Annotated in this window: 25 protein-coding genes and 1 pseudogene; 17 read left to right on the top strand and 9 right to left on the bottom strand. The window is 29.8% G+C overall.

Annotated elements, in window-relative coordinates; translation table 11 throughout:
- The first annotated feature begins 26 nt into the window (after positions 1 to 26).
- The 7 genes from V9L05_RS21075 (at position 27) to V9L05_RS21105 (ending at position 5,330) form a co-directional block, all read left to right on the top strand.
- A complete protein-coding gene (locus tag V9L05_RS21075; protein ID WP_338813815.1) occupies positions 27 to 788 on the top strand; it encodes a SprT-like domain-containing protein in 762 nt (253 codons plus the stop codon).
- Positions 789 to 863: 75 nt separating this feature from the next.
- Positions 864 to 1,697: a purine-nucleoside phosphorylase gene (locus V9L05_RS21080; protein WP_338813816.1), complete on the top strand. Its 834-nt coding sequence runs from the start codon at positions 864 to 866 to the stop codon at positions 1,695 to 1,697.
- A gap of 119 nt (positions 1,698 to 1,816) precedes the next feature.
- On the top strand, positions 1,817 to 2,860 hold the full coding sequence (locus V9L05_RS21085) for an IS630 family transposase (RefSeq protein ID WP_338813817.1): 1,044 nt from the start codon (positions 1,817 to 1,819) through the stop codon (positions 2,858 to 2,860).
- A 118-nt stretch (positions 2,861 to 2,978) separates the two neighbouring features.
- Positions 2,979 to 3,224 (top strand): hypothetical protein, encoded by a 246-nt coding sequence (locus tag V9L05_RS21090; RefSeq protein ID WP_338813818.1) that lies wholly within the window; start codon positions 2,979 to 2,981, stop codon positions 3,222 to 3,224.
- A 129-nt stretch (positions 3,225 to 3,353) separates the two neighbouring features.
- A complete protein-coding gene (locus V9L05_RS21095; RefSeq protein ID WP_338812543.1) occupies positions 3,354 to 4,547 on the top strand; it encodes an ISL3 family transposase in 1,194 nt (397 codons plus the stop codon).
- A 61-nt stretch (positions 4,548 to 4,608) separates the two neighbouring features.
- Positions 4,609 to 4,926: a hypothetical protein gene (locus V9L05_RS21100; RefSeq protein WP_338813819.1), complete on the top strand. Its 318-nt coding sequence runs from the start codon at positions 4,609 to 4,611 to the stop codon at positions 4,924 to 4,926.
- 65 nt (positions 4,927 to 4,991) lie between these two features.
- Positions 4,992 to 5,330, top strand: a complete 339-nt coding sequence (locus tag V9L05_RS21105; protein WP_338813820.1) for a hypothetical protein — start codon at positions 4,992 to 4,994, stop codon at positions 5,328 to 5,330.
- Between the two features lie 65 nt (positions 5,331 to 5,395).
- Here V9L05_RS21105 and V9L05_RS21110 read toward each other — a convergent pair whose 3' ends face one another.
- Positions 5,396 to 5,977: a C40 family peptidase gene (locus V9L05_RS21110; protein ID WP_338813821.1), complete on the bottom strand. Its 582-nt coding sequence runs from the start codon at positions 5,975 to 5,977 to the stop codon at positions 5,396 to 5,398.
- Positions 5,978 to 6,487: 510 nt separating this feature from the next.
- On the opposite strand from V9L05_RS21110, the gene V9L05_RS21115 reads away from it, so the two are divergent.
- Positions 6,488 to 7,060 carry a DUF3109 family protein gene (locus V9L05_RS21115; RefSeq protein WP_338813822.1) on the top strand — a complete coding sequence of 191 codons (573 nt, stop codon included), beginning with the start codon at positions 6,488 to 6,490 and terminating at the stop codon, positions 7,058 to 7,060.
- A 16-nt stretch (positions 7,061 to 7,076) separates the two neighbouring features.
- Here the strand turns inward: V9L05_RS21115 and V9L05_RS21120 are convergent, their stop codons facing one another.
- Entirely contained in the window at positions 7,077 to 9,710 is a 2,634-nt protein-coding gene (locus tag V9L05_RS21120; protein ID WP_338813823.1) for a serine/threonine-protein kinase, read from the bottom strand.
- A gap of 158 nt (positions 9,711 to 9,868) precedes the next feature.
- Between V9L05_RS21120 and V9L05_RS21125 the strand changes: the two genes are divergently transcribed.
- On the top strand, positions 9,869 to 10,612 hold the full coding sequence (locus V9L05_RS21125) for a DUF4197 domain-containing protein (protein ID WP_338813825.1): 744 nt from the start codon (positions 9,869 to 9,871) through the stop codon (positions 10,610 to 10,612).
- Between the two features lie 95 nt (positions 10,613 to 10,707).
- Here the strand turns inward: V9L05_RS21125 and V9L05_RS21130 are convergent, their stop codons facing one another.
- A complete protein-coding gene (locus V9L05_RS21130) occupies positions 10,708 to 11,019 on the bottom strand; it encodes a chorismate mutase (RefSeq protein WP_338813826.1) in 312 nt (103 codons plus the stop codon).
- Between the two features lie 64 nt (positions 11,020 to 11,083).
- Positions 11,084 to 11,638, bottom strand: coding sequence for a prephenate dehydratase domain-containing protein (locus V9L05_RS21135; protein ID WP_338813827.1), 555 nt, complete (start codon positions 11,636 to 11,638; stop codon positions 11,084 to 11,086).
- Between the two features lie 448 nt (positions 11,639 to 12,086).
- Between V9L05_RS21135 and V9L05_RS21140 the strand changes: the two genes are divergently transcribed.
- Positions 12,087 to 13,319: a hypothetical protein gene (locus V9L05_RS21140; RefSeq protein WP_338813828.1), complete on the top strand. Its 1,233-nt coding sequence runs from the start codon at positions 12,087 to 12,089 to the stop codon at positions 13,317 to 13,319.
- Positions 13,320 to 13,365: 46 nt separating this feature from the next.
- Here V9L05_RS21140 and V9L05_RS21145 read toward each other — a convergent pair whose 3' ends face one another.
- On the bottom strand, positions 13,366 to 14,043 hold the full coding sequence (locus V9L05_RS21145) for a heme exporter protein CcmB (protein ID WP_338813829.1): 678 nt from the start codon (positions 14,041 to 14,043) through the stop codon (positions 13,366 to 13,368).
- 185 nt (positions 14,044 to 14,228) lie between these two features.
- Here V9L05_RS21145 and V9L05_RS21150 point away from each other — a divergent pair, with 185 nt between their 5' ends.
- From V9L05_RS21150 to V9L05_RS21165, 4 genes are all read left to right on the top strand, one after another.
- Positions 14,229 to 14,717 (top strand): hypothetical protein, encoded by a 489-nt coding sequence (locus V9L05_RS21150; protein WP_338791530.1) that lies wholly within the window; start codon positions 14,229 to 14,231, stop codon positions 14,715 to 14,717.
- 126 nt (positions 14,718 to 14,843) lie between these two features.
- Complete coding sequence (locus tag V9L05_RS21155) at positions 14,844 to 16,484, top strand: transporter substrate-binding domain-containing protein (protein ID WP_338813830.1); 1,641 nt, start codon at positions 14,844 to 14,846, stop codon at positions 16,482 to 16,484.
- 155 nt (positions 16,485 to 16,639) lie between these two features.
- Complete coding sequence (locus V9L05_RS21160; RefSeq protein WP_338791528.1) at positions 16,640 to 17,389, top strand: hypothetical protein; 750 nt, start codon at positions 16,640 to 16,642, stop codon at positions 17,387 to 17,389.
- Between the two features lie 198 nt (positions 17,390 to 17,587).
- A complete protein-coding gene (locus tag V9L05_RS21165) occupies positions 17,588 to 18,967 on the top strand; it encodes a TolC family protein (RefSeq protein WP_338813831.1) in 1,380 nt (459 codons plus the stop codon).
- Between the two features lie 32 nt (positions 18,968 to 18,999).
- Here V9L05_RS21165 and V9L05_RS21170 read toward each other — a convergent pair whose 3' ends face one another.
- Entirely contained in the window at positions 19,000 to 19,611 is a 612-nt protein-coding gene (locus V9L05_RS21170) for a ribonuclease HII (RefSeq protein WP_338813832.1), read from the bottom strand.
- Between the two features lie 145 nt (positions 19,612 to 19,756).
- Between V9L05_RS21170 and hisC the strand changes: the two genes are divergently transcribed.
- From hisC to V9L05_RS21185, 3 genes are all read left to right on the top strand, one after another.
- The gene (gene hisC, locus V9L05_RS21175; protein ID WP_338813833.1) at positions 19,757 to 20,944 is read left to right on the top strand and encodes a histidinol-phosphate transaminase; all 1,188 of its coding nucleotides are present in this window, start codon (positions 19,757 to 19,759) and stop codon (positions 20,942 to 20,944) included.
- A gap of 187 nt (positions 20,945 to 21,131) precedes the next feature.
- Positions 21,132 to 21,458 (top strand): ATP-dependent Clp protease adaptor ClpS, encoded by a 327-nt coding sequence (locus V9L05_RS21180; RefSeq protein ID WP_338791524.1) that lies wholly within the window; start codon positions 21,132 to 21,134, stop codon positions 21,456 to 21,458.
- A gap of 346 nt (positions 21,459 to 21,804) precedes the next feature.
- Positions 21,805 to 22,893, top strand: a complete 1,089-nt coding sequence (locus V9L05_RS21185; RefSeq protein WP_338811925.1) for an IS4 family transposase — start codon at positions 21,805 to 21,807, stop codon at positions 22,891 to 22,893.
- 209 nt (positions 22,894 to 23,102) lie between these two features.
- On the opposite strand, the gene V9L05_RS21190 is transcribed toward V9L05_RS21185, so the two are convergent.
- From V9L05_RS21190 to V9L05_RS21200, 3 genes and pseudogenes are all read right to left on the bottom strand, one after another.
- Entirely contained in the window at positions 23,103 to 24,125 is a 1,023-nt protein-coding gene (locus tag V9L05_RS21190; protein WP_338813834.1) for a hypothetical protein, read from the bottom strand.
- Positions 24,126 to 24,174: 49 nt separating this feature from the next.
- Complete coding sequence (locus V9L05_RS21195; protein ID WP_338813835.1) at positions 24,175 to 24,759, bottom strand: hypothetical protein; 585 nt, start codon at positions 24,757 to 24,759, stop codon at positions 24,175 to 24,177.
- Positions 24,760 to 24,775: 16 nt separating this feature from the next.
- Positions 24,776 to 25,717, bottom strand: a pseudogene (locus tag V9L05_RS21200) (DNA adenine methylase).
- Between the last annotated feature and the right edge of the window lie 23 nt (positions 25,718 to 25,740).

Consider the following 25,740-nt stretch of genomic DNA (forward strand, 5'->3'; position numbering starts at 1 on the left):
CACCGTCGTTGAGGATTTAAACTATTATGAAACTTCTAACCTACAACTATTCAAAAAAGGAAATAAACGAACGATTTGAAAAAGTCCGTCAGCAAGTTTTTATTCAATCCAAACAAATAAAAACGGATAATTTTCAAGTCGTTTCGAATAATGATGTAAAGTTGATTTTTGAATTATATGACATTCATTTTTTTGATAATTACTTTAAAGAAAGCAAAATAGTTGATAGAATGGCTTTTGATTTTTCTAAAAAAATGACTTCGGCAGGTGGGAAACTGATGTATTATAAGGTTACAAAGCAAAATCCGATTCAGTTTAGGATGCGTATTTCGGCATATTTAATTTTTAATTCTTTCAAAAAACAAACAGATAATAAAACTATTAATCTAGCAGGTTTTGAAACCAAAAATCGTTTAGAAGCCCTCATGCATGTCATCGAACACGAAATTATTCATTTGATAGAATTCATAGCCTTTAATGATTCTAGTTGTAAGAAAGATAATTTTAAAAAACTAGCTAATTCTATTTTCGGACATACAGCTTTTACACATCAACTTCTTACGGGGAAAATGGAAGCTCTAAAAGAATATGATCTGAGAGTTAATGATTGGGTAAAGTTTACTTTTGACGGAAAAACTTATACAGGAGTAATACACCGAATCACAAAACGAGCAACCGTAATGGCATTAGATAAAAACGGAGAATACAAAGACAACAAAGGAAATCGATTTAAAAAATATTATATCTTACTGAAATATTTGAAGAAATTGGATAAAAAGCCGATTTAGATTAATATTTGAAAGTCAAAGTACAAATAGTATTTAATTTATCATTTACAACTAATCCCTAAAACCTAAAAACCTATGGAATTCGAAAAACTCAATGAAGCACTTACTTTTATTCGTTCTTTTTATAAAGAAAAGCCAAAAGTAGGAATTATTTTGGGAACTGGTTTGGGTGCATTGGTAGATGAGGTAGAAATTGAACTTACTATTTCATACCAAGACATTCCTCATTTTCCACTCTCAACAGTAGAGAGTCATGCAGGAAAACTTATTTTTGGAAAACTCTCTGGTCAGAATGTAATCGTTATGCAAGGACGTTTTCATTATTATGAAGGCTATTCGATGAAACAAATTGTATTTCCTGTTCGTGTCATGAAAATGCTAGGTATCGACTATTTATTTATTTCGAATGCATCTGGTGCATTGAATCCTTTATATGGATTGAGTGAATTGATGGTTATAGAAGACCACATAAATCTTTTGCCTTCAAATCCATTAATTGGAAAAAATATTCCTGCTTTGGGTATTCGCTTTCCAGATATGTTTGAGCCGTATTGTAGCAAACTGATTCAGTTAGCTGACGAAATTGTAAAAGAAAACGAGCAAAAAAATCATCATATAAAGTTTCATAAAGGAGTTTATGTAAGCGTTTCGGGACCTAATCTTGAAACGAGAGCAGAATATCGTTATCTCAGAACGATAGGCGCAGATGCTGTCGGAATGTCGACTGTTCCAGAAGTGATTGCAGCCGTACATATGAATCTGCCTGTTTTTGCTGTTTCTGTTCTGACAGATTTGTGTCAGCCCGAAAATGTAAAGCCAATTACGTTAGAAGAAGTATTAACTGCTGCTGCTGTTGCAGAACCTAAAATGGCTTTTTTGTTTAAAGAAATGATTAATAAATTAAAATAACTAATAATTGATGCAAAAAATAATGAATACCATTATTATTTTATTTATATTCATTCCAATATTTATACTCATCCGTAATTAGATTTCAAAAATATCTAAATTTTGATTATTTTTAGCTTATGAATTTTCAACTTAGTATTTCTGAACGAGATATTTTAAAAGATTATCGTAAAAGTTCTTCAGGAAAGAAGGACTATATTCGTTGTACTGTTCTTTTAGGTCTTGACCAAGGTAAGTCAGCAAAGGAGTTGTCAGAGCTTTTAGGTGTTGATTTAAGTAGTGTTTATAATTATGTAAAAAGTTATAATTCCTGTGGTCTTTCTGGTTTTATTTCTTCTAATTATTTAGGTTTTTGGGGTAAGTTGGATAGTTTTGATTTGGCAGCTTTAGATAAAGAACTTCGTTCTCACTTGCATAAAAACTGCCAGTCTATTGCTTATTGGATAAAAGAAAATTTAGGTATTGATTACGCTATTAAAAGTCTTCCTAGTTTGATGAAACGTCTAGGTTTTTCTTATAAAAAGACAAAAACAGTTCCTGCTAAAGCTGATAAAGAACTTCAAACTCACTTTATAGAAGATATAGAGGCTTTGATAGAGCGTTTAGATTCAGAAAATGCTGTTCTACTCTACGCAGATGCTGTTCATCCTCAATGGAATACCCGAAGTAATTATGCTTGGATTCCAATAGGAGAGGAAAGAGAAATTAAAAGTAGTAGTGGTAGAAAGCGCATAAATTTGACAGGTACAGTAAACATTCAAAATCCAAGCGATATACTCATTAGTGAATCAGAAACAGTTGATTCAGAGAGTGTAAGAGAATTTTTAGATAAAGTAGAAGCAGCGTATTTAGATAAAAGCAAGGTGTATATGGTCTTAGACCAAGCCTCCTATTTCAAATCTTATTTGGTGCAAGACTGGGTATATGGCTCTAAAATAGAACTCATTTACTTGCCTGCCTACTCGCCTAATTTAAACTTAATTGAAAGACTTTGGAAGTTGATGAGAAAGAAAATAATTGATTATGAATACTACAATACATTTGAAAAATTTAGGACTAATGTCCTTGCATTTTTTGAATATATCGTTGATTATAAAGATGAGCTAGAAACACTTTTAGCCCCTAATTTTCACGTCCAATTTTCGAAAACCAATTTCTATTGAGTATATTTTTTCTTATCACATATATGAAAATTGGTATTACATAGAGAAGTATGGATTTCCTGTTTTACCTGCCTGTGTCAATTTAGATGAATGGTACAATAGAACAATAGATAACCAAGTGGTAATTGCAAAGCGTCCACACAGAGTTGAGGTAAGAGGTGATATTTTAATACTAGACAATGCAAAAAAAAATTCTTTTTACTTTTTGAAGCAAAAAGACCCAGCTTCTTACATAAATGTTGGAGACACATTAAATAAAGAACTTAAATATCTCATTTTGAGAGTTAAGAATAATGATAGAGATTCATCAATTAATTTGAGAAACCTTTATTACTGTGAAGACTATTCTCCAAAAGAGAATTAAAAGTGAACTCATTTTGCTAAGACTGTAACTTTTGTAACTGACATAGATAAACAGAAGAACTAATTTTGTTTTATTATTTTGGTTGTCTGACAATTTTTGTGGAAACACAAAAAGTATTTATATTTAGCAATGGAAAATTTAGAATTATATGAACACTTACTCAATTTGTCTTCTGTAAAAGTAGAAGCTGTTGAATTGACAAAAGACAAAGTTACTATTTCTTGTAAATTATCAACGAGTTCTTGTATTTGTCCTACTTGTGGTCAAGTTAGTTCTCAAGTTCATCAGAGTTATAAACGCATTGTTCGTGATTTAAATTTAATTTCAAGAGAGGTTTATTTATCCATAAAAATACGTCAATTTTACTGTAAAACCTGTACTAGTTATTTTACTGAGTCACTTGATTTTGCAGATGCGAATAAATCTCATACTCATCGTCAAGAAGATTTTATGTTTATGGTGGCTCGGAAACAAAGCTATTCAGAAAGTGCAGTCATTTTAAATGTTCATCCTAAAACGGTTGAGCGTACAGTTTTGTCTCTTTGTAAAGAACGAGTTGATTTAGCCCAACGTTATGCTCAAGTAAAACGTTTAGGAATTGATGAACAAAGCCATAGAAAAGGTAAGAAAGATTATCTATGTGTTTTAACAGATTTAGATAGAGGAACACTAGTAGATATACTAAAAAGTCGCAAAAAAGAAGATTTGATTGCTCATTTTGAGTCGTTAGGTAGTTCCTTCTGTGAGCAAATTACAGATGTTTCTTGTGATTATTGGAGAGGTTATATTAGTGTAGCTCAACACTGTTTTCCTAGTGCAACTATCGTTTTAGATAGATTTCATGTGACTAACTTACTCAATAGTTGTGTTGATAAATTTCGTAAACTGCTCAGAAAGTCAGAAACTGATAACCTAAATTATCGCCGTTTAAAGTGGATTTTATATAAACAATATCATAACTTATCAGACAAGGAATTAATTAACTTACAACTTTGTTTTGAAGATTGTCCCTTGTTAAAAGAAGTCTATTGGAAAAGAGAACAGTTTCATCATATTCTTGATAATAACCAAAAAATAGAAATAGTACTACAAAAAATAGAGGAATGGGTAGGAAGTATGAATGAGGAGCTGAAAAACATCTTTAAATCGTTTACAAATACTTTAAATAGTACAATGGAATATGTAGCCAATTATGTCAAAAATTCATTATCAAATGCTGTAACAGAGGGATTAAATAATCTAATTAGAAGTATAAGAAGAGTCGCATTCGGAATGCCTAACTTTGAGCATCTAAGATGGAGAGCATTAGCTATTTCAAACTAAAACACAAAAATTGTCAGACAACCATTATTTTTATCCAGTCAGTTTACATAAAAGACAGAGAATGAAATTCACTTTTTACACACTTATTTTACATGCTTTTTTGTTTTCTTCTGCGACAGTTTACGGACAAGAGCATAATACCAAAGAAGAAAAAAATCATCATACACTAAAAAGAGAACAAGCACCTGATCCTCATTTTTCTTTTAAAGAGTTATTACCAATTATTCATTGTTTTGAAGACTCTTTGGAGGAACAAACATTAGCTGATGCGCTTCGAAAAGGATTTTTTAGTGCAAAGCTCCGTAATTTCATGATGTTTACAGATAATCAAAGAGGATATTACTATACCAAGGTTTACTCTAAATTATACACGAATTAATAAAGATGGTCGTTTTTTGTTGCCTAGAGAATGGGGCAGAGAACCGTTTTTTACTTTTATGCCTCGTGAACGCAATGAAGGGACAGGCGAGTTACATGCATTTAGTACACAGTATCATTCGTTTTGGTTGCATCATAAAATTTCTTTTACTTACGCTTGGATATGGCTATTATAATTTACCAAGCGTTACAGAATATAGATTAAATAAATACGAACTGCCGTCCTATTATCAATTTAATATTGACATAAGATATAAATTTGAAGGATATTTTGAAGGATTAGAAATGCAATGCTTAATTGTCAGAAAAGAAAGTACAGCACATCAAGAAGGTGAAAAGTATATTTTTAATAAAAACAATCTTACAAATTACAATTTTGTTATAAATTATCATTTTGGTAAATAAAATAAGTTATATTTACATCCTCAAAGTATAAAAATATAAATTATTTTTAATGTATTATATTTTTTTTATAAAACTCTACGAGCAGTAACAAAATTATCTTGCCAGTGCTGCATATAAAAATCATCTTCTACAACGCCCCTAGACGTGGATGTATGAATAAAAAAAGTTTTTCCGTCCTCTACACGACTAATAAGACCTACATGAGAAATTCTACCATTATTTTTTTTAGACGAGAAAAACACTAAATCTCCTTTTTGAAGAGCTTTTTTAGGCACAAACTTACCCATTTCTGCTTGACCAGTCGTAGTAGGAGGTAATTTTACATCGACAGCAGCATACGATTTACAAGTCATTCCAGAACAATCAACAGCTCTTTTTTTCTTAGGATTTTTGAGTAAATGAGGAGTCCCAAGCTGCTCACGAGCTGCATCCACAACTTTTTCAGCCTTCAATAGAGATTCTCTGTATTTTTCTGCTTTTGAAACAGATTCTGAACCTTGGTTTGACGCTTCAACTTTGGAATTCAAAGTTTTATCATTATTTTCGTTCTTGTTAATATCATTAATTGTAACAATTTTGAAATTTCCACAACTAGAGAACAAGATAACAGAAATAAGAAGTAAAAAAGTAAATTTTAATATTTTCATTAGGATAATTGTTTTAGAGTATTCTTTTAATAAATTATTTGGTTATGAATCTACAAAATACTATTCTAAAACTATTCCAAACTGATTTAAAGGTAGTTATAACAAATCCCACAAATAATAATTTACAAGAAGTTATAATTTTGATTTTTTTTCAATCCTCATTTTTCAAAACCCTCTTTAAATGAAATAAATATAATTTTATGTGTGTTTACTTTGCTTATCAAATTTTATTGAATTAAGTAGTATTAAAGCACATTTTTACAATTATACATTTTAGTATTGCTACAAGAAAAAGAAGAGAAGAGAGAAGAAGACAACTAGCTATTTATTAACTTTGAAACAAAAAGTATTATTTAATTAGAATTAATTCTAATTGAGTCCAATCTCAAAACTTTACAGAAAAGATTTTATAATAGAATAAATCATCGTATTTTTGCTTGATTATATAACCAACTATGCAAAAATGTTTAAAACAAGATAATTATTTTGTTTTAACTTATAACTGAACAAATGATTCCTATAAAAAATACTCTAGTTAGTGATAATTTAGCCTTTACTCAATTTGTGTGCAATCTAAGCAAATGTAAAGGGGCGTGTTGTGTAGAAGGCGAAATGGGCGCACCTTTAGAAGATGATGAACGACATATTTTAGAAGATATTTATGAAGATGTAAAGCCATTTTTGACTAAAGAAGGCATTGAAGCCATAGAAAAACAAGGAAAATACGTTTTAGATGAAGATAATGAATTTTCAACAACGCTGATAGAAAGAAATACAGCTTGCGCTTATGTTACCTATGATGAAAAAGGAATTACAAAATGTGGCATAGAAAAAGCATACGAAGCTGGAAAAACAAATTATCAGAAACCTATTTCCTGTCATTTATATCCTATTCGTATAACAAAATACGCTAGTTTTGATGCTATAAATTATGATGAATGGGAAATTTGCACACCTGCTTGTAGCTTAGGAAAAGAGTTAAAAGTACCTGTTTATAAATTCTTAAAAATACCTTTAATAAGAAAATATGGAACGGATTGGTACAATGAATTAACTAATTTTATTGAAAAAGAATTATTATAAGATTTACATATTTTTATTAATTTTCAATTTCTGCAAGCTGTTTCATAGCTGCTTGAGTTGCATAATGTGTTTCTCCATTACTTTGTATCAGAATATCTATACCTTTTTGAAGATATTCTATACCTTTCACTTTGTCTTTCATAGCTATATAACAACTTCCTAGACGGAAATTAACCATTCCTCTATAATAGTGAATAGTCGGAATAGGAGGGGAAGAAAGTAATTCATCTGCATTTTGAGCATCTTTCATCGCTTTTTGAATTTCATTTTTTCCTAGCCAAATTTCTACTCTTGATAAAAGAGGAACGCCTGTAACATAATGATTTTCTCCAAAAAGCTGTTTATAGGTTTGATTTGCTTGATTGATAAAAACCAATGCCGAATCAAATTCTTTTAATTTGATATAATAAAAACCTACATTTAATGCTGCTGCTGCTGTTTTATCATTTTTTTCTCCATATTTATTTAAAAAGCCATTATAAGCACGAAGTGCAATTGGTTTTCCCAAATCGTGTCTTCCCTGTGCTGCATAAACAGCAGCTAAATTATTGAGAGCAGTCAGTGTATGTTTGTGTTCCATTCCTAATTCTGTCTCCATCACTTTTAGAGCTTCTTTGTTTACAGTTTCAGCACGAATAAGATTTTGTTTTTTGAAATAAACAGAGGCTATATTTACTTTTACTAATGCTAATCCAACTGAATCTTGATTTATTTTTTGTTTGATAAATAATTCTCGTTCATATAAAGAAAGAGCCTCATCTAGTCTTCCCATTTGATTGGCAATAAGTCCACGAAACGACAAATTATTTCCATAATCAGCTGTAAGTGTATCATTTTTCACTAAAATTTTTCCTGCTTGTTGTAAAACAGAATCTGCTTTTTCCAAATCAGCACGTGATATTTGTAAAAACAAGCCATATTCATTGAGTAAAACGGCATATCTATTATGTTCCTTTGTATATGTTTTTTCAAAAATATCAAAGGCTTCTCTAAATATAGAATCTGTTTTATCCACATTTTTATTTGTTTCAAAAGACCACGCAGCTATTTTTCTAATACTTTCAGCTGTTTGTGGTGAGTTTCTACCATATTCTTTAATAAATTTTGGTAATAGCTTTTCTTCTAGCTCAGTTCCTTCTTTTGCCAAATTCATATTATCATACAAATCAGATAGAATAGTAAGAAGTTCTGTTTGAAGTGCTGGTTGATTTTCTAAATTTCTAAATACTTTCTTTTCACTTGCTTTCAAAAATTCACTTACTTTTATATCTTTTCCTTCTGAATCTGAAAGCCTTGGGTCAGGACTTTTAAATAAATCTGTTATAAAAGCTAATGTTTGTTCAGCTCTCTGTTTTTCTTGTTTTGTTTTATAGGCTTGATAGGTTGTTCCAAGTATTCCACCAATGAGAGCTAAAAATAGTAAAGTGAAACCTATCCAAGCTGACTTATTTCGTTCGAATGCTTTGCGTGTTTTGTATCCCCACGAGTTAGGTTTTGCTATAATAGGGCGTTTTTGCAAATAACGTTCAATATCTTCAGCAAGCTGTTCAGCTGATTGATAACGCCTTTCGGGTTCGGTTCGAAGAGTCATCAAAACAATAGATTGTAATTCAGATTTCAAAACTTTCTTAAGTTGTTTTTTATCTGTTTTTCGTTCTTTGGCTATTTTTTGAGCTTCTTTTTCTGAAAACTCTTCATAGATTTTGGAAGGTGTTGGTGTTTGTGAAGTGGTAAGTTTCTTTTCCCATTCCAAAACAGATTCATTTTTATCAAAAATAAATGGTCTTCTACCACTAAGTAATTCAAAAAGCAAAATTCCTAATTGATAAATATCACTTGATGTACTTATAACTGCTCCTTGGATTTGTTCTGGACTTGCATATTCAGGAGTCAGAAGGCGCATAGCTGTCTTGGTTCTCAAATCATTTTCTTCTCCTAATAATTTAGCAATTCCAAAATCTAATAATTTTAATGATTGATTTATATTTTGAGTATTTTCTAATAAAATATTTGAAGGTTTTAAATCTCTATGAATGACTAGATTTCTATGAGCATGTTGTAAAGTGCGACAAATCTGAATAAAAATTTCTAAACGTTCTTTTATAGAAAGTTTATTGTGGTTGCAATATTCTATTAAATCCATTCCTTCTACATATTCCATCACAAAATAAGGAAGACCATTTGGCGCAAGTCCACTATTCAATATTTTAGAAATATTAGGATGATTAAGTGATGCCAAAATTTGTTTTTCAGCCATAAAACGCCTTAAAACTTCATCTGAATCCATTCCTCGCTTAATCACTTTGATAGCTACTTTTTGTTCAAATTCGCCATCAATACGCTTTGCTAAATAGACGACTGCCATTCCTCCACGTCCAATTTCTTTTTCAATTTGATAAACACCTACTTTTTCGCCTTCTGAAAGAAGAGTTGTTTCAGCTGCTTTTTGCCATGCATCCGAAACTCTATCTTCTAAGTTTCCAAAAAAACTGTTTGCTTTTTCTGCTCCTTCTAAAAGTTTCTCAACTTCTTCCTTGAGTTCTTTATCACCTTCTGTCTTAGCCAAAACATAAGATGCTCTTTCTTGTTCTTCTAGCTCTAATGCTTCTGAAAAAATATCTTGAATAAGTTGCCAACGATTTGCGTCCATATCAATTAGTAGTAGTTTTTTTTATGTCAATTTACGAATAGCATTTTTAAAATTAAGAATTTTATTATTTTTTGAATCTTTTTTTAGGTTTTTTGGCTCAAAAAATGCCAACTTTACCCTAATAACAAACTTTATATTATTTTTAAAATCTCATTTTTATGAAAAAAACAAGCCGAACTATTCGTATTTTATCATTATTTATCCTTATTAGCTTAGTAGGTTTTTCTACTAGTTGTACTTCTCAACAAATTGCTGGTGTTTTGGGAAGTATTGGAGGTGTTCCTCTTACAAAGGAAGAAATTGCAAAGGCTCTAAAAGATGCTCTTGTACAGGGAGTTATGAAAGGAACTGGATTAGCTTCAAAAGATGGAGGTTATTTCAACAATGCTCTTATCAAAATTCCTTTTCCAAAAGATGCTGAAAAAGTAGCTACTACGTTACGTGATTTAGGTTTGGGATCAGAAGTAGATAGATTTGTCAAAACTCTTAACCGAGGAGCAGAAGAAGCAGCCAAAGAAGCAGCTCCAATTTTTAAATCTGCCATTACGTCTATGTCTATTCAAGATGCTTATGGAATTTTGAAAGGCGATAAAGATGCAGCTACACAATATCTTATTCGTACAACAACAGAACAACTAAAAGCAAAGTTTAAGCCTGTTGTTTCTAGAAATTTATCAAAAGTAAATGCAACTCGTTATTATGGCGATTTGGTAGGTAGATATAATCAGATTCCCTTCGTAAAAAATGTCAATCCAGATTTAGATGATTATGCAACTGAATTAGCTATTGAAGGGCTTTTTAAATTAGTAGCAGAAGAAGAAAGTAATATTCGTAGTAATATTTCGGCTCGTTCGACTGATCTTATGAAAAAAGTATTTGCTCAAGCTCCACAAGCACAATAATAAGTAAATTAAAAAAGAAGTTTTTATACGATGTTCTATCAAAAGTTATTTATTAGTTTCTGATAGAACATTTTTTATATAAAAAATACACATTATTATTTTGATTGGGTTTGAATTGCCATTTGATGAATGACTTCGAAAATATCTAAAATCAAATCAGAAGGTAAATCTAATTCTTCAGCTATTTTCTGACGAGAATCTAAAATAGCTTGCCATCGACTAGGTTGAAGAGTTTGTAATTTATTTTGTCGTTTGTGTTCTCCTATTTTTTTGACAACTTCCATTCGTTGAGCTATAATTTGGATTAGTTCAGTATCAATTTGGTCAATTTGCTGACGACATTCATTCAAACAAATTGAAGAAGAAGTATTCGTATTAGTAATAGGTGGTTTTTGAGTAGCATTCATAGATAATAAATTTAGAAATAAGATTTTAGAAATTAGAACTTAAAAACAATTTCGTGATAACTGATTAAAGACTTATCGCCAAGAATTTAGTTACATTGTTATGATGGTCATGAATATTTTTTTGAATGGCTTGAAGTCCATAATAACGAATAGCTTCAATACCTCCAATAGCAGCCGAATTCAAAGATTTGAGTTCTTTTTGCTGTTCTGCTATCCAACGAATTGCGCCAGCCGTATCACTAAAATCATTTGCAATAATCTTTTTATTTTTAGACAGAAAAATTCCACATTCAGCAAGTGCCACAGGATGAGAATAGACTTTCTGCAAATCTGAAAGTTGCGTTCCTTTTTTTGCAGCCAAATGAAGCTGAATAGGCAAATCAATTTCCCCTATCACTTTGAGATTCATAGCTTCAATTCTTTCATAATTATCAGAGACATTTCCAACAAGTGAGTTTTCGACGGCAATCATTCCCATGTTTACGCTTTTTGTAGCCACTGAATGTAATAGCTCATCAAAATTTTGGCAATGTAACCAGTTATTTTTTTCTCCGAATTGTTTTTGAGCTGCCAAATGATGGAATGAGAAGAGTTTTCCTTGAATAGCGATATTTTTCATTTTGTTTTAGTTTATGTCATCATTAAGGATAACGTTGTAGAGTTTTTTTTATCAATTCTTAAAAAAAAGCATAAAAAAAACCCTGACTGTTTAAAGTCAGGGTTTAGAAGTTTGTAGGGTTAGAGTTGTAGCTTAAATTTTGGCAATCAACTTTTAGTCTGCTTCTTTGTCCTGACTAGAGGGCTAAAAAAGTAGAAATAATAAAAGTTGAAAGAGAAAATGTTAAGATTCATCTGTTTTTTACAAAGTTGAATATTTTTTTGTAGTCTGCCCATTTTTAAGCGACTACCAATGCACAATGATAAACACTTATTTTGGATAATGCAAGAATTATTTTTAGAAAAATTGATTTTATCATAGAAAATCAATTTTTAGAACAAAGTTTATATATTTGTTCGTTAAAAAAAGTTTATAAACAGGGGCAAAAAAAATAAGTACATAACAAGAAATGAATATTCATCAGATAAATAATTCTTTGCACCAAGATTTTCTCAAAGAAGAGCGAAAAGATCCTATTACAGGAGATATGATAAAATCTGGTGATAGAATAGTATTTTGTCAAGTATGTAAATCTGCTTTCCTTAAAGATTCTTGGAAATACATGAATAACAGGCATTGTGGGCAATCAGACACACTTTCTGAATTTCCTATTGCTACAAATCTGTTTTTTAATGTTTCAGTAATACAACCACAGTTTATAACTTCAACAGCTAGTTATTCTCCTTTTAATCAATGGGAAAATTTTTTTTCTGAATTTGAACCTGAAATGAGAGAAAAAAAAATAAAAATTCATTTGGAGGAATCATTTAGACCTTTAACAAGTGGTTATAGAATTTTTTTAAACCAAGCATTACCTTCTTATGAAAAAGAGTTAGAGGATTATCAATATAGATATGAACGACCTTTAACTCTTGCAAATCCTCACTCATTATATGATTATAAGAGAGAATCGTTTTCTGAAAGTCTTTTATTTAATGGAATTCTTGCAATTCCTTTAATATTTACTCTTATTCCAATAATTGCTTTTTTTCCTGATAGTTACTTAGATAAATCTTTCTTTTCTTTTGTTGGAGTAATTTGGATATTTCCGACACTACAAATTATATATCATCAGATTAAAAATAGTATTCGTAAACGGAAGATAAAGAAAGAAACCCATTTTATAAACTCTTCACCTCCTTCTTATCCATTGACAAGAAAAAAAGAAAATGATATGTTTAGAATAGTGAGAGCCTATCAAAGTTCTATTACATTTGGTATTTATGAGAGTTCTTTATTCTTATATTTTGACAAAGAACAAAAAAGTATCTTCTTCACACTTGAAGGACTGGAAAGTATAGAAATTGAATATCAATCAAAGCTTTATTTGCATTTGATATTAAATAAATTAGAGAATACTGAAAAGAAAGTCAGAGTTCCATTAATTTTTCTAAATGAAACAGAAATCAATTTTTTTTTGACAGAACTAGCGAAAGCAAAAAAACAAACTAAAAATAATATTCGTCTCAAATTAAACTTCCCAAGTAATAGAATAAGTGATTTGGATAGGAAATTAGTACTCTCTGATGAATTTGAATTCACAAATGCTCCTAAATTGGATAAGTTAGAGACTGAATTGTCGTCTCCATTAACTAATTTGATTGAGTTAACTTCTAAAAAAATTAAGAAAAAGAAACGATAAATACTCTCAAACTTAATAATGACAGTTTATCTTAAAAAAATTGGTTCTAACTCCTCCACAAAAAAGGAAAAAGAATATAAGCCAATGCTGCCAAAACCAAATCCATTCCTACCAAAAGCATAATTTCATCTTTACTAACACTCCACGCCAATCCGTCAATGGCATTTTTGGAAGCATCAATCAGAAGTAATACTAAAGGCAAAATAACAGGAAAACTAAGAATTGCCATCAGCATACTACTATTTTGAGTTTGTGCCGAAATGCTAGAAATAAGTGTCAGAGAAGTGGCAAATCCAATTGAACCAAGCAAAACAATAAGTAAAAATAAATTCCAGTCTTGTATAGGCGAACCCATTACGAAAATATAACCTGTAATTCCTAAAAATGAAATCAGAAGCATCAAAAAAGTATTATAAATCATTTTGGCAACAATCAATACTTCGGGCTTAAAGAGTGTATAAAAATACATATATCTCCCTTCACTTTCTTGCACAAAACTTTTTGCAATAGCATTAATACTAGCAAAAATCAGAATTATCCAAAAGAGAGCATTCCAAACCAACGGAGGAAGTTTTTGTAATGGAAAACTCAAATAACACACAAAAATAGTGGCTGCTAAATAAAGTAAAATACTATTTAAGGCTATTCGTTGTCGCCATTCTAGGCGAAATTCTTTTTGTAGTAGAGTCAGAATTTGAGAAACTGCATTTGTCTTTTTGTTCATAGTACAAAGATGACTATTTTTTATAAAATATTTGTTTAGTTTTATCTGTAAAATCAAACTATTAGAACAAATTTACGTTATCAAAAGTCATTTTATCAATCCTTTATTTATCTTATTATTCAATCTGTTTTTGATATTCTGAATTTCTATATTATTTATTTAAAATCGCATTATTTTTTAGAAATATGGCTACACCTTCAACAAACACCGAATCTAATATCTTATTGAAAAAACAGCTTTTGGAAGCTGCTCGCAAGAAACAGAGCGAAATAGCAAATGATGCTAAAGATGCTATGAACGAAGCTCAAGAAAGTGCTAACGAAGAAAAAGGAAGTATGGAAGAAAAGTTTGAATCGTTTCGAACTCAGTTGCAACAAGATAGAGATATGTATGCAAAACAATTTGTAGAAGCAAAAGATAAATTAGAGATTTTGTCTAGAATTTCTACTCAAAAAATCAATACTTCGGTAGATTTGGGAGCTGTCGTTATTACAGATGCAAATCAAAAATTTTATATTTCTATAAGTTTGGCAGAGCTTAAAATTAATGATAAACCAAGTGGTTATTTTGCTATTTCTACTGCTGCTCCTATTTATGAAGTAATGAGTGGAAAAAAGAAAGGTGAAAGTTTTGAGTTTAGAGGAAAAATGATAAAAATAGTAGACCTTTTTTAAGCCTTTAGACTGTCTCTCTTAAAAATCAGTTTTATAAAGTCCATAATTTTAAAAAAAATACGTATCTTATTACGATTTATTACAAGTTAGAAATAATTCTTGTTCCTTTAATTATTGTAATTCTTGATGAGATACGCATTTTTACTCTTTTTTATTTTTTATACTATTTCACTATTTGGACAAAATGATTCTACTAAAAAAATCATTTTTGGTTCAGATTATGATTATCCACCGTATGAATTTATTAATAAAAAAGGCGAATATGATGGTTTTCATGTTGATATAATGAGAGCAATTGGAAAAGAAATGGGATATGAGGTAGAGATTCAACTCGGAGACTGGACAAATATTAGAGAAGAACTAGAACAGCCAAAGGGACGAATAAATGTAGCTGATATGTTTTATTCTGAAGAACGAGTCGCAAAAATAGATTATTTACCTCATCATGATGTAGTTTCTTATATCATTGTCAGAAATAAAAAAAGTCCTACCGTAAAATCAATTTCTCAATTAAAAAATCAGACTATTGTAGTAACTGCTAATGCAATAGCAGAAGAATATATAAAAAAAGAAGACTCTACAATAAAAATGATTCAGGCTGTAACTGAGTTGCATGCACTTAAAATAATAGCTTCTGGAAGATGTAATTACGCAATTATTAACCAATATACAGCTCATAAGTTTATAGAAGAACATAATTTCGATAATTTGGCTGTAAGTGAAGAGTTTGTTTTTTCGAAAAACCTTTCTTTTGTTGTTAAGAAAGGAAATAAAAAATTAGCCAAAGACATTGAAGAGGGAATGAATAGAATAAAAGAAAACAGAATTTATTCAGAGCTTTATGTAAAATGGTTTGACAATGAAAAAGAAGCCTATACGATTTTATTAAAACGTCTAAAATGGATAGCTGCTATTCTTCTATTAGTAATTGTTGTGGTAGGAAGTTGGGTTTTTACACTACGCAAACAAGTTAGAATAAAAACAAAAACATTGAGAAATGAAGTAGAAGAACGTCAGAAAATACAAAAACTATTATTTGATAAAAATGCAGAGTTAGAGAAAAGAAATTATGAATTAGATAAGTTTGTATATAGCGTTTCTCATAACGTACGTTCTCCAATAGCTTCTGCTTTAGGATTGATAAATGTTATTCAGATAGAATTTGAAGAAAATACTAATCTGTCCTTTTATGTGTCAAATATTGGAAAAAGTCTGCACAAATTAGATTATTATGTAAATAAAATTTTGGCATATGTAGCCAATAAAAATTTTAAAGTAAAAAAAGAACGTATTCATTTTGATGGATTTATTTCACAACTTATAGAAGAAGCTAAATTTGTAGAGGGAGCAGAAGGAGTAGAATTTAAAAAAGAAATTACTCAAGAAATAATTTTTTATTCTGATACAGAACGCCTTTATATAATTTTGGAATGTCTGATTGCAAATTCAATAGAATATAAAACACAAAGAGAAAAAAAATCTTTTGTCAAAATTTCGGTACGAGTTACCAGAACGCATGCTTCTATTATAATTGAGGATAATGGTCAGGGAATTGAAGAAGAACAATTAGACAAAGTGTTTGAAATGTTTTATAGAGGAAATGAACGTTCACAGGGAGCAGGCTTAGGACTTTATGTAGTCAAACAAACCGTTGACCAACTGGAAGGAACTCTCCAATTACAATCTAATTATAAGACAGGTTCTATTTTCACATTACAAATTCCAAACTCAGGAAAAGAGAGTAAAGATAATTTAATATTACAGTAAGGGTAATATAAATTTTGATGAGCTATAGTTTTCTTTATTTATATTTTTAGCTAAATTGTGCAATATATTTGTTTGAAAAAATAGTTCAAATAAATATACTGTGTGTTTATTCCCTTTATATATTATTCTATTTAAAATAATTCCCTGTTTTACAGATGAAAAAAAAATACTCTTTTATTCCTATTTCAAAATTTAGCTATTTCTTTCTATTTATTCTTTCAGTGTCATTTGGTAGTTGCAACTCTCGTCAGCCTATTTCAGACAACTCAACTGATAAAGATACAAGGAGAGTAATTTATGGGCAGCCTGTTTCTATAAAAAATACAGATTTTACAGTTATTCCAATGCAAATTGTTAATGAGCGAGATATTGCAGAAGCTCGTTATACAGATGACGGAAAAACAGCCGAAGATATTTCACAGAATGCTCACAATCTAATTTTCTTTGATGAAAAAACGAAAGAAACTCATCTTCTGACTACACAAAAATTTAAACGTATAGCTTTTTCTTTCGAAGAGGTAGGAACATATAAAGAGTCTTCTACTATTATTTTATACAAAACTCTTCAAGAAGATTCTAATCAAGATGGTTTCTATGATTGGAAAGATGCTGTTGTAATGTATGTATCAGATAATAGAGGACGTTATTTCAGAGCTGTAACACCAAAAAACACAAGAACTATCGACTGGACAGTAGAGAGAGAAAAAGGACAAATTTACTTTAGATATATTGCTGATAGTGACTCTAATCGTGTTTTTGATTTGAAAGACCCTGTTTATATCAATAAATTAGATTTAAAACAGCTTAGAGAGGCTAAAAGTATGAAAGACTCCACACAAATATCTACACCACTAATAGATAAAGAAGCACGAAAAGAATATGAAGAGATTTTGCTGAGCAAGTAAATTACTTTTTTATAAATGTATTGGCGAGTTAAATAATAATTTGCTGCAAAAATAAGTTAATGTAATTTTAAAAATTCTTAATCTATTCTTATTTTGTTATCCTTTTGTAAGGAATTGAGTTGTTTTGTAACTGCTTAGAAAATTATATTGATTTTTCTCATTTTCTATTGATTTTACATTTTATCAACTCCTCATTTTATGAAAAGTATTTCCTCTTTTGTTTATAAATTTTATTTTACTTTCGTACTTGTCTTTATTTTATTTTCTTCTTTTGCTCAGAGCAATCAAGTTTTCAAGACTACAAACTCTACTCTTACCCTTCAAGAAGCAATAGCTCAAAGTCTCAAAAACAACTACGGAATTTTGATAGAAAGAGAACGCATCAACCAAGCTACCCTCAATAATAATTGGGGAGAAACTGGACGTTATCCAACTATCAACCTTCTTTTACAACAAAACAATGGTGTAAATAATGTAGATAACCCTGCCTCATTTTTATCTGGAATCACAATTAATAATAGTATTCAACCTGCGCTTAATGTAAGTTGGGTAGTTTTTAATGGATTCAGAACCAAAATTGCCAAGCATCGTTTGGAACAATTGCAAGAAGAATCAGAAGGAAATGCAGAAATTGTGATTCAAAATGCCATTCAAGCTGTTATTTTGGGATATTATAGAGTAGTTTTGGAAAAAGAACGCATTGAGGTCTTGAAAAAAGTATTGAATTACTCAAGAGATAGAAATCGTTATTCAGAAGTACAAGTAGATTTAGGAACTGCCACAACTGCCGAAACACTTCTTACCAAAACTAATTTCCTGACAGATTCTATTAATTTAATCAATCAAGAATTAGTATATCGAAATGCTGTACGTGATTTGAATGTTTTGATGGGAGAAAAAGAAGTAGAAAAAGTATATGAAATAAATGAAAAACTACAAGCTCCAGCAGAAACCTATCAGTTTGCAGACCTAGAAAAACAAATGCTTGAAGCCAACCCAGATTTGAATCGTCTTTTAATTTCTCAAGCCATTTTACACGATGCAACTTTATTAAATCAAACTGCTATTATACCACAACTTTCAGTTTCAGCAGGAAACTCATATAATTATAACAGACAAGATTTGAGTCAGGCTACTTTTTCAGGAAATCAAGAATCGCCTAGTGAGCCTATTAATGCAAAAACAACTAATTATTTTCTAAATTTTAATTTATCTTTTACACTTTTTAATGGAGGACAATTAAAAAGAGCTGTTCAGAGAGCCAAAATTTCTGAAAACATAGGCAATCTTACTATTGACCAAAACAAACTCACGCTCTCAAGAGATTTGGCAAGAGCTTTTGATTTGTATAATGTCAGAAGACAATTATTAGCTTTATCTACAGAAAGTAAAAATGTCTCTGAACAAAATTTACAGATTTTGGAAGAGCGTTATAATTCTGGTTTGATAAATTCATTTGATTATCGCCAAATTCAAAATGCTTTTCAAAATGCAGCTTTTAATGAATTACAAGCCACTTACAATTTGATTGATGCAAATACAACATTGATACGACTTACAGGAGGTTTGACAGAATAAAAATTCAAAATCAGCTAATTTAGTTGTTACAACTATTTCTGAAACCTCAAATCCAATTGCAGACTGCTGTTAAACGTTTTTCTATGAAATTCTGTTAAACCGTGGTATGCAATTCCTAGTTTGTGCTTTTTGGTAGGATAACCAACATTTGTTTCCCAACCATAATGAGGATATTTTTCAGCTAACTTTATCATAAAGTCATCTCTATAATTTTTGGCTAAAATAGAAGCTGCTGCAATTGATAAGTATTTCGAATCTCCTTTTATGATACACTCATAAGGAATTTTAAGATCAGTTTTGAAACGGTTTCCATCAATAATTAAAAACTCAGGAATAGGATTTAGTTGGATAATAGCTCGTTGCATTGCCAAAAAAGAAGCATTCAAAATATTAATTTTATCAATTTCGGCAGGACTTGCTTCTGCAATAGCAAAAGAAAGCGCACTTTCTCGTATTTCTATATCCAACTCTTCTCTATCTTTTTTAGATAACTTTTTCGAATCGTTCAAAAATGAGTTTCGATAGCCTTTTGGGAAAATAACGGCAGCAGCTACCACACTTCCAGCCAAACAACCACGCCCTACTTCATCGACACCAGCTTCGAAGGCAACATCTGAAAAATAGAAAGAAAGAGGAGTCTGCATAAATAATGATTAATTGTTAGTGATTAATGAGAAATGAATTAAATTTGTAAAAAAAAGAAATTAGCTAAGCTGACTTTCAGTTGTATTATCCTGTATTTCATCTTATAAATCATATAAATCACTCGCTAATCAGTTACACGGCTTTATGAATCAAGATATAATTACTTCAAAAAATACACAATCAAAAACAAATTTTGATTTACAAAAACTCATTCGTCCGAATATTCTGACACTTAAAGCCTATTCTTCGGCAAGAGATGAATATAAAAAAAGCGATATAGAAGTTACAAAAATAGATGAAAATTTTGAAACTCCTGCACCTATTTTTTTAGATGCCAATGAAAATGCACTTGGTTCTCCACTTTCAGAGATGGTTCAGACGGATTACAATCGCTATCCTGACCCACACCAACGAGATATAAAAGCACAGCTTTCGAAACTGAAAAATATAAATGAAAATCAGATTTTTGTAGGAAATGGAAGTGATGAAGCCATTGATTTACTTTTCAGAATTTTCTGTATTCCTCAAAAAGATAATATTATTGTTTGTCCTCCGACGTATGGAATGTATTCAGTTTCGGCAACAATAAATGATGTAGAAATCAGAAAAACATTGCTTACAACTGATTTTCAATTGGATTTGGAAGGAATAAAAAAGCAAATTGATGAAAATACAAAACTTATTTTTGTTTGTAGCCCCAATAATCCAACAGGAAATTTGATTGATAAAAATGATATAAAAGAATTATGTCAGTTTTTTGATGGAATTGTTGTAGTGGATGAGGCATATATTGATTTTGCTGAAAATGCAAAAGAAGCTAGTTTTATAAATGAATTAGAGAATTTTCCAAATATTGTAGTCTTGCAAACACTTTCTAAGGCGTGGGGAATGGCAGGAGTTCGTTTGGGAATGGCATTTTCTTCTGCTGAAATAATGGAATATTATAAGCGTACAAAGCCACCTTACAATGTAAATATGCTTACTCAAAAAATTGCTTTAAAGGCTTTAAGTCTTTCTCAAAATGTGGAACAAGCTATTCAAGTTTTGAATTTTGAGCGTGACAAACTGATTGAAGAACTCAGAAGTAAAAATAATAATGAAAGTAAGTTTAGTTTTATTGAAAAAGTCTATCCATCAGATACAAATTTCATTTTGGTAAAACTAAAAGATGCTTCTAAAGTAGAAGAAGTGTATAATTTCTTGATAAAGCAAAATGAAATTGTGGTCAGAAATCGCTCAAAAGAACCACTTTGTGAAGGTTGTTTGAGAATAACCATCGGAACACCTGAAGAAAATGAATTGCTTTTAAGCACATTAGGAAGATATAAATAAAAAAATAGAAGTAAAATGTTAAAACCTATCAGATTTTTAAAAATTTGGTAGGTTTGTAAACTATTCCTTTAAAAATTTAGTTATTTTTTTGATAATATCGTATTTTTGTATAGTAAAGTCGTCGGTAAGTACACCAAAAACGGCTATATATTTCATTTTAAGTTTTTATATCAATCTTATTTCAATTATGAATCAATTTTCAAATTCTTCTAAATTTTCCAATAATTTATCTACTAATTTTTATTCTAATACAGAAACAGAAGTTTTAGAAGAAGTAGACACAAAAACAGAGGAAGGTCATCGTTTAATTGTTTTTAATGATGAAGTAAATACGTTTGACCATGTTATCGATACTTTAGTTGAGGTTTGTCAGCATTCAGCACCACAAGCAGAACAATGTACACTTATTATTCACTTCAAAGGCAAATGCTCAGTAAAAGAGGGTTCTTGGAATGACCTCGTTCCGATGCGTAACGCAATTTGCGAACGTGGAATTTCGGCAGAAGTGGATTAAAATGGTGGTAAGTTGTTAGTGATAAATGGTAAGAGGAAATACAATTTTACTTGTTGATTAAATGGCTTTCAAAATTGTTTTGTGAGCCTTTTTTTGTTTTATATTTTATCCTCATTAACAACAATTTGAATCCATCAATCTGTTTAAAGTAGTCAGAGCAGGTAAAAATTGAGCTAAAAGTTTCTTATTTTTATCTTCTTTATCTGTAAATAGTTTTGCTGTGTCTATTTGAAATTCTAGTTTGTCATCTTTTCTCTCAGTCCTCTGACAAAAGATTTTGAAACGAGATAAAAAAAAGCCATAATTGAGTTTCTTACAAAATTTTTCTCACAAATTTTTCTCAATTATGGCAAAAGCAAAGTATGCTTCTAGTGGTAAAGTTACAAAATTAGTTACTGTTTTATCTTCTCATTTAACAGAGTTTCATTTTGCACGAGTTCAATTTATAGGTCTTTTTGTAATAGCTGTTATAAAAGTAGGATTAGGAGGGTTGATTCAAATTGCTACAGCTTTTGAACGGAATGTAGAGTGCAGCTCCTCTTTACGTCGTATTGAACGCTTTTTAAATCACTATAACCTTGATTTTAAGGCAATTACTCTTTTAATTGTTTCTTTACAAGGTATTGATAAGTGGAAGGATATTGTTTTATGTCTTGACCGTTCCAATTGGAAAGTGGGTAAAAAAAATATAAATATTTTGTTACTTTCAGCAGCTTATAAAAATGTTTCAGTGCCTCTTATTTGGTCTGTTTTTCCAAAAAAAGGAAACTCTTCTACTGAAGAACGCATCGAATTAATAGAACGTTTTTTATCTATTTTTCCTAACCTATCTATTTCTTCTATTGTAGCAGATAGAGAGTTTGTAGGTCAAAAATGGTTTACTTATTTATCAGGAAAAAACTTTGATTTTGTAATGCGACTAAAGTCTAATTTTAAAGCGACTAGAAAAGGTAAAACAAAGTCAATTGCAGCCTGGTGTAGAGGACTGGCTATTTCAGAAACGTATCATTTAGAGGGTGTTTTTATAGTCAATGGTGTAGAAGTATATTTATCTGTAAGTAGAACACAAAAAGGATATATTTATCTAGCTTCACCTGTTTTTTTAGAAAACGCTTTTGAAATTTATAAACAACGTTGGGAAATAGAAACGCTGTTTAAAGCACTAAAAACACAAGGTTTTAAGCTAGAAAATACAAAATTGACAGAACCAGAGAAAATAGCTAAATTACTTGCTCTTTGTTCTATTGCATTTGTTTGGTGTTACAAAGTAGGGGAGTGGAAACATAAAAAAACGAAAATAAGAGTCTGTTCAAATGGATATAATGAATACTCTTTTTTCCGATATGGATTACTAGAAATCAAAAAAATACTCAATAATCCAATGAGTAAAGAAACTAAATTCAATCAGAAAATTAAAGTTTTGTCAATGGAGTGAGATCTTTTCTAAAATTATTTCATAATAAAATTCTGTCTTGGAGTTTTGTTTTCCTTTAATTTTTGATTTGTGTTTTAGAGAAATATCTTTGATTGTAGCTGAGTAACCTGTCTCCTGCAAACGGATCTAAAATCACTAAATGTTACGCAAATACTGCCATTTCAGGGTACAGAGGAACGACAAGAGGTTTGTTAAATAAAAACAAAATTCTATTCTTCTTCTTCATTTTTTTCAAGATGAGGTGGTAATTGTTTTTTTTCTGATTTTACTGAAAGCTCTTTTAGCTTATTAGAAGTTATTATTAATTGTCTATTAGTTTTAGCTTCAACAACTGGCTGATTTACTAACTCATTAGTAACTGTACCATTCTCTATTGAAATTCCTACCTTTTCTACAACCTTATTGCCAAGTTTCTCTATTTCTTTTTTCTCAAACATTCCACTATCATTCATCTCTTTTACAATATTTAATCTATCTCTTAGTTGTTGCATTTCTAATTTATCTATTTCACTCATTTTTTTAGCTCTATGCAAATCTTTATTCATATAATGATTCCAAACAGTAATAAAAGCATTTGCTATATACTTTACAACATTCACTTTATCCAACTGACTTGCTATTATTTCTATCCAAACTTGTGCATCACTCCCACTATCAAGTAATAAAATCTCAGGTTTTTTAATATTTATACTCGGATAGATTCTAATTATTATTTCAATAATTGAATCAATTAAATCTTTAATTAAATTTATTCTTAAACTTAATTCATCTAAAGTCATATTTTCCTCTTTAACCAATTGAAGTATTAAAATATTCTTATCTTCTGCTAGTTGTTCATTTATCTCATTATTATCATCTAAAATATCTTTTTGAGGTATGAGGTATTCATCTACTATCGTTAATAGTACACTTAATGCTCTATGAGAAGCTAAGAATCTACTTGTTAAATTATTATCTAGAAAACCATATATTCCCTCAACAATTCTATTAACATGACTTACAATCTTTACAAAATTAGCTGTTTCATAGAAATCATAGATACCAGTTTCTACTAACAAGTCTTTCTCCAATTCTGAAAGGTGGTCATAACCTGTTTTTGATTCTAATAAAAGAGCCATAAAATCTGTAGAAGAAACTTTTGCTAGGTCAGTATCTAAAGTGTCAACTATTTCAACTGTTTTGAGGTCGTCAATAATTTTATTGAGTATCTCTCTTAATTTTGTTCTTTGCATATCAGTATAATATGTTTAATTATTGTTTTAGTTATGGTATTTTATTGTTTTAAATTACTACAATATTCTTATAATTATCAAATAAATTCTTACGAATATTAGCTTTATAATCTATCAAAGCTGTTACATATCTTATTAAAAATGTATTGATATGACCATAAATATTTTCAAATTTATTCAAATTCAATGGACTTTTAACTCCATGAAATAGATTATTCCTAAATCTATAAATTATCAATAAAAGAACCTTCATTTTTGCTTCAAATGAAGGGGCATTAGCTAACAATGTGTCTTGAACAAGTTTTTCAACTTTTTGATTAGATGGTCTGTTTTTTTTATAGCAAAACCTTAATCTTTTGAATACAGGTCTAATTTTGTTATTTGATACATATCGATTTCTGAAAAAATCAAATAATTCATCAACATATCTTTCTTGAATATAAGAAGTTGAATTTTGGGCTAAAAAAAACAATGTTTGGTTATTTAATTCTACATTATCAAAAAAGAAGCTGCCTTCAAAAGAGTTCCAAATCAATGTAAAATATAAAACTTGATCGATATTTTTTTCAGTCGATTTACTGGAAGGATTTTTAGAATTTAGAAAATTAATTAACTCTATTTTAGATAGTTTCATTATTTCTATGGGATTTTTAGTATAAAATGGTCAATATTTTGTGTAATTGTTGTTTTACTTGAGCAAAATTAGAAATCAAAAGCTCATTTATTTTTCCTCTTTTCTCAGATTTTGAATTGATACTTCGTTTGGCTTCTACTCGTGTAATCAAAAAATCACTATACAAGTCATCAAAAAAATCTTCATTTTCAGCTTTACCTTCAGAATTACTTAAAATCCAATTATAACCTAAATTATCTAATTTTTTGCAAAAATCATATAAACGAATTTGTTCTTCGTCTCCAAATTCATCTTTGGCATAAGAATTAAAATTTTAGGTTTCTGTCAGAGGCTTATAAGGAGGGTCAAGATAAAATAAAGTCTTTTCACTCGCTAAAGAAACTGTTTCTTCATAATCTCCACAAAGAATTTCTACTTTTTGTAATGCTTCATGTACAGCAAAAATATTTTCTGTATTACAAATAGTAGGCTTTTTGTAGCGACCTGCTGGAACATTAAAACCATTTTTTTTATTGACACGATACAAACCATTAAAACAAGTTCGATTCAAAAAAATAAATAAAGCTGCTTGAATGCTTTTTTCTGTACTACGAGTGTTATAAAGTTCTCTTTTTTTATAATAATATTCTTTTTTACTTTCCTCTGAATTTTCTCTATCTTCCAATAAATGAAACTCATTTTCAAAAATTTCTAAAATAGAAATAAGCTCTTTTGGTTGGGTTACAATCGTTTTATAAACATTTATCAAATCTTCGTTTACATCATTAATAACAGCTTTTTTAAGAGAAGGGAAATTATTTAACACCCAAAAAAGTATTGCCCCACTTCCTACAAAAGGTTCAATATAGGTAAAGTTAGAATCTGTAAAGTTTTTAGGTAATGAACTATTAATTGGTTCTATTAATTGCGTCTTTCCTCCTGCCCACTTCAAAAAGGGTTTTGCTAATTTTCGTGTCATTATTATTAATTTTTGATTGAATT

It is taken from the genome of Bernardetia sp. Wsw4-3y2, assembly GCF_037126295.1.
Classification (GTDB): Bacteria; Bacteroidota; Bacteroidia; order Cytophagales; family Bernardetiaceae; genus Bernardetia.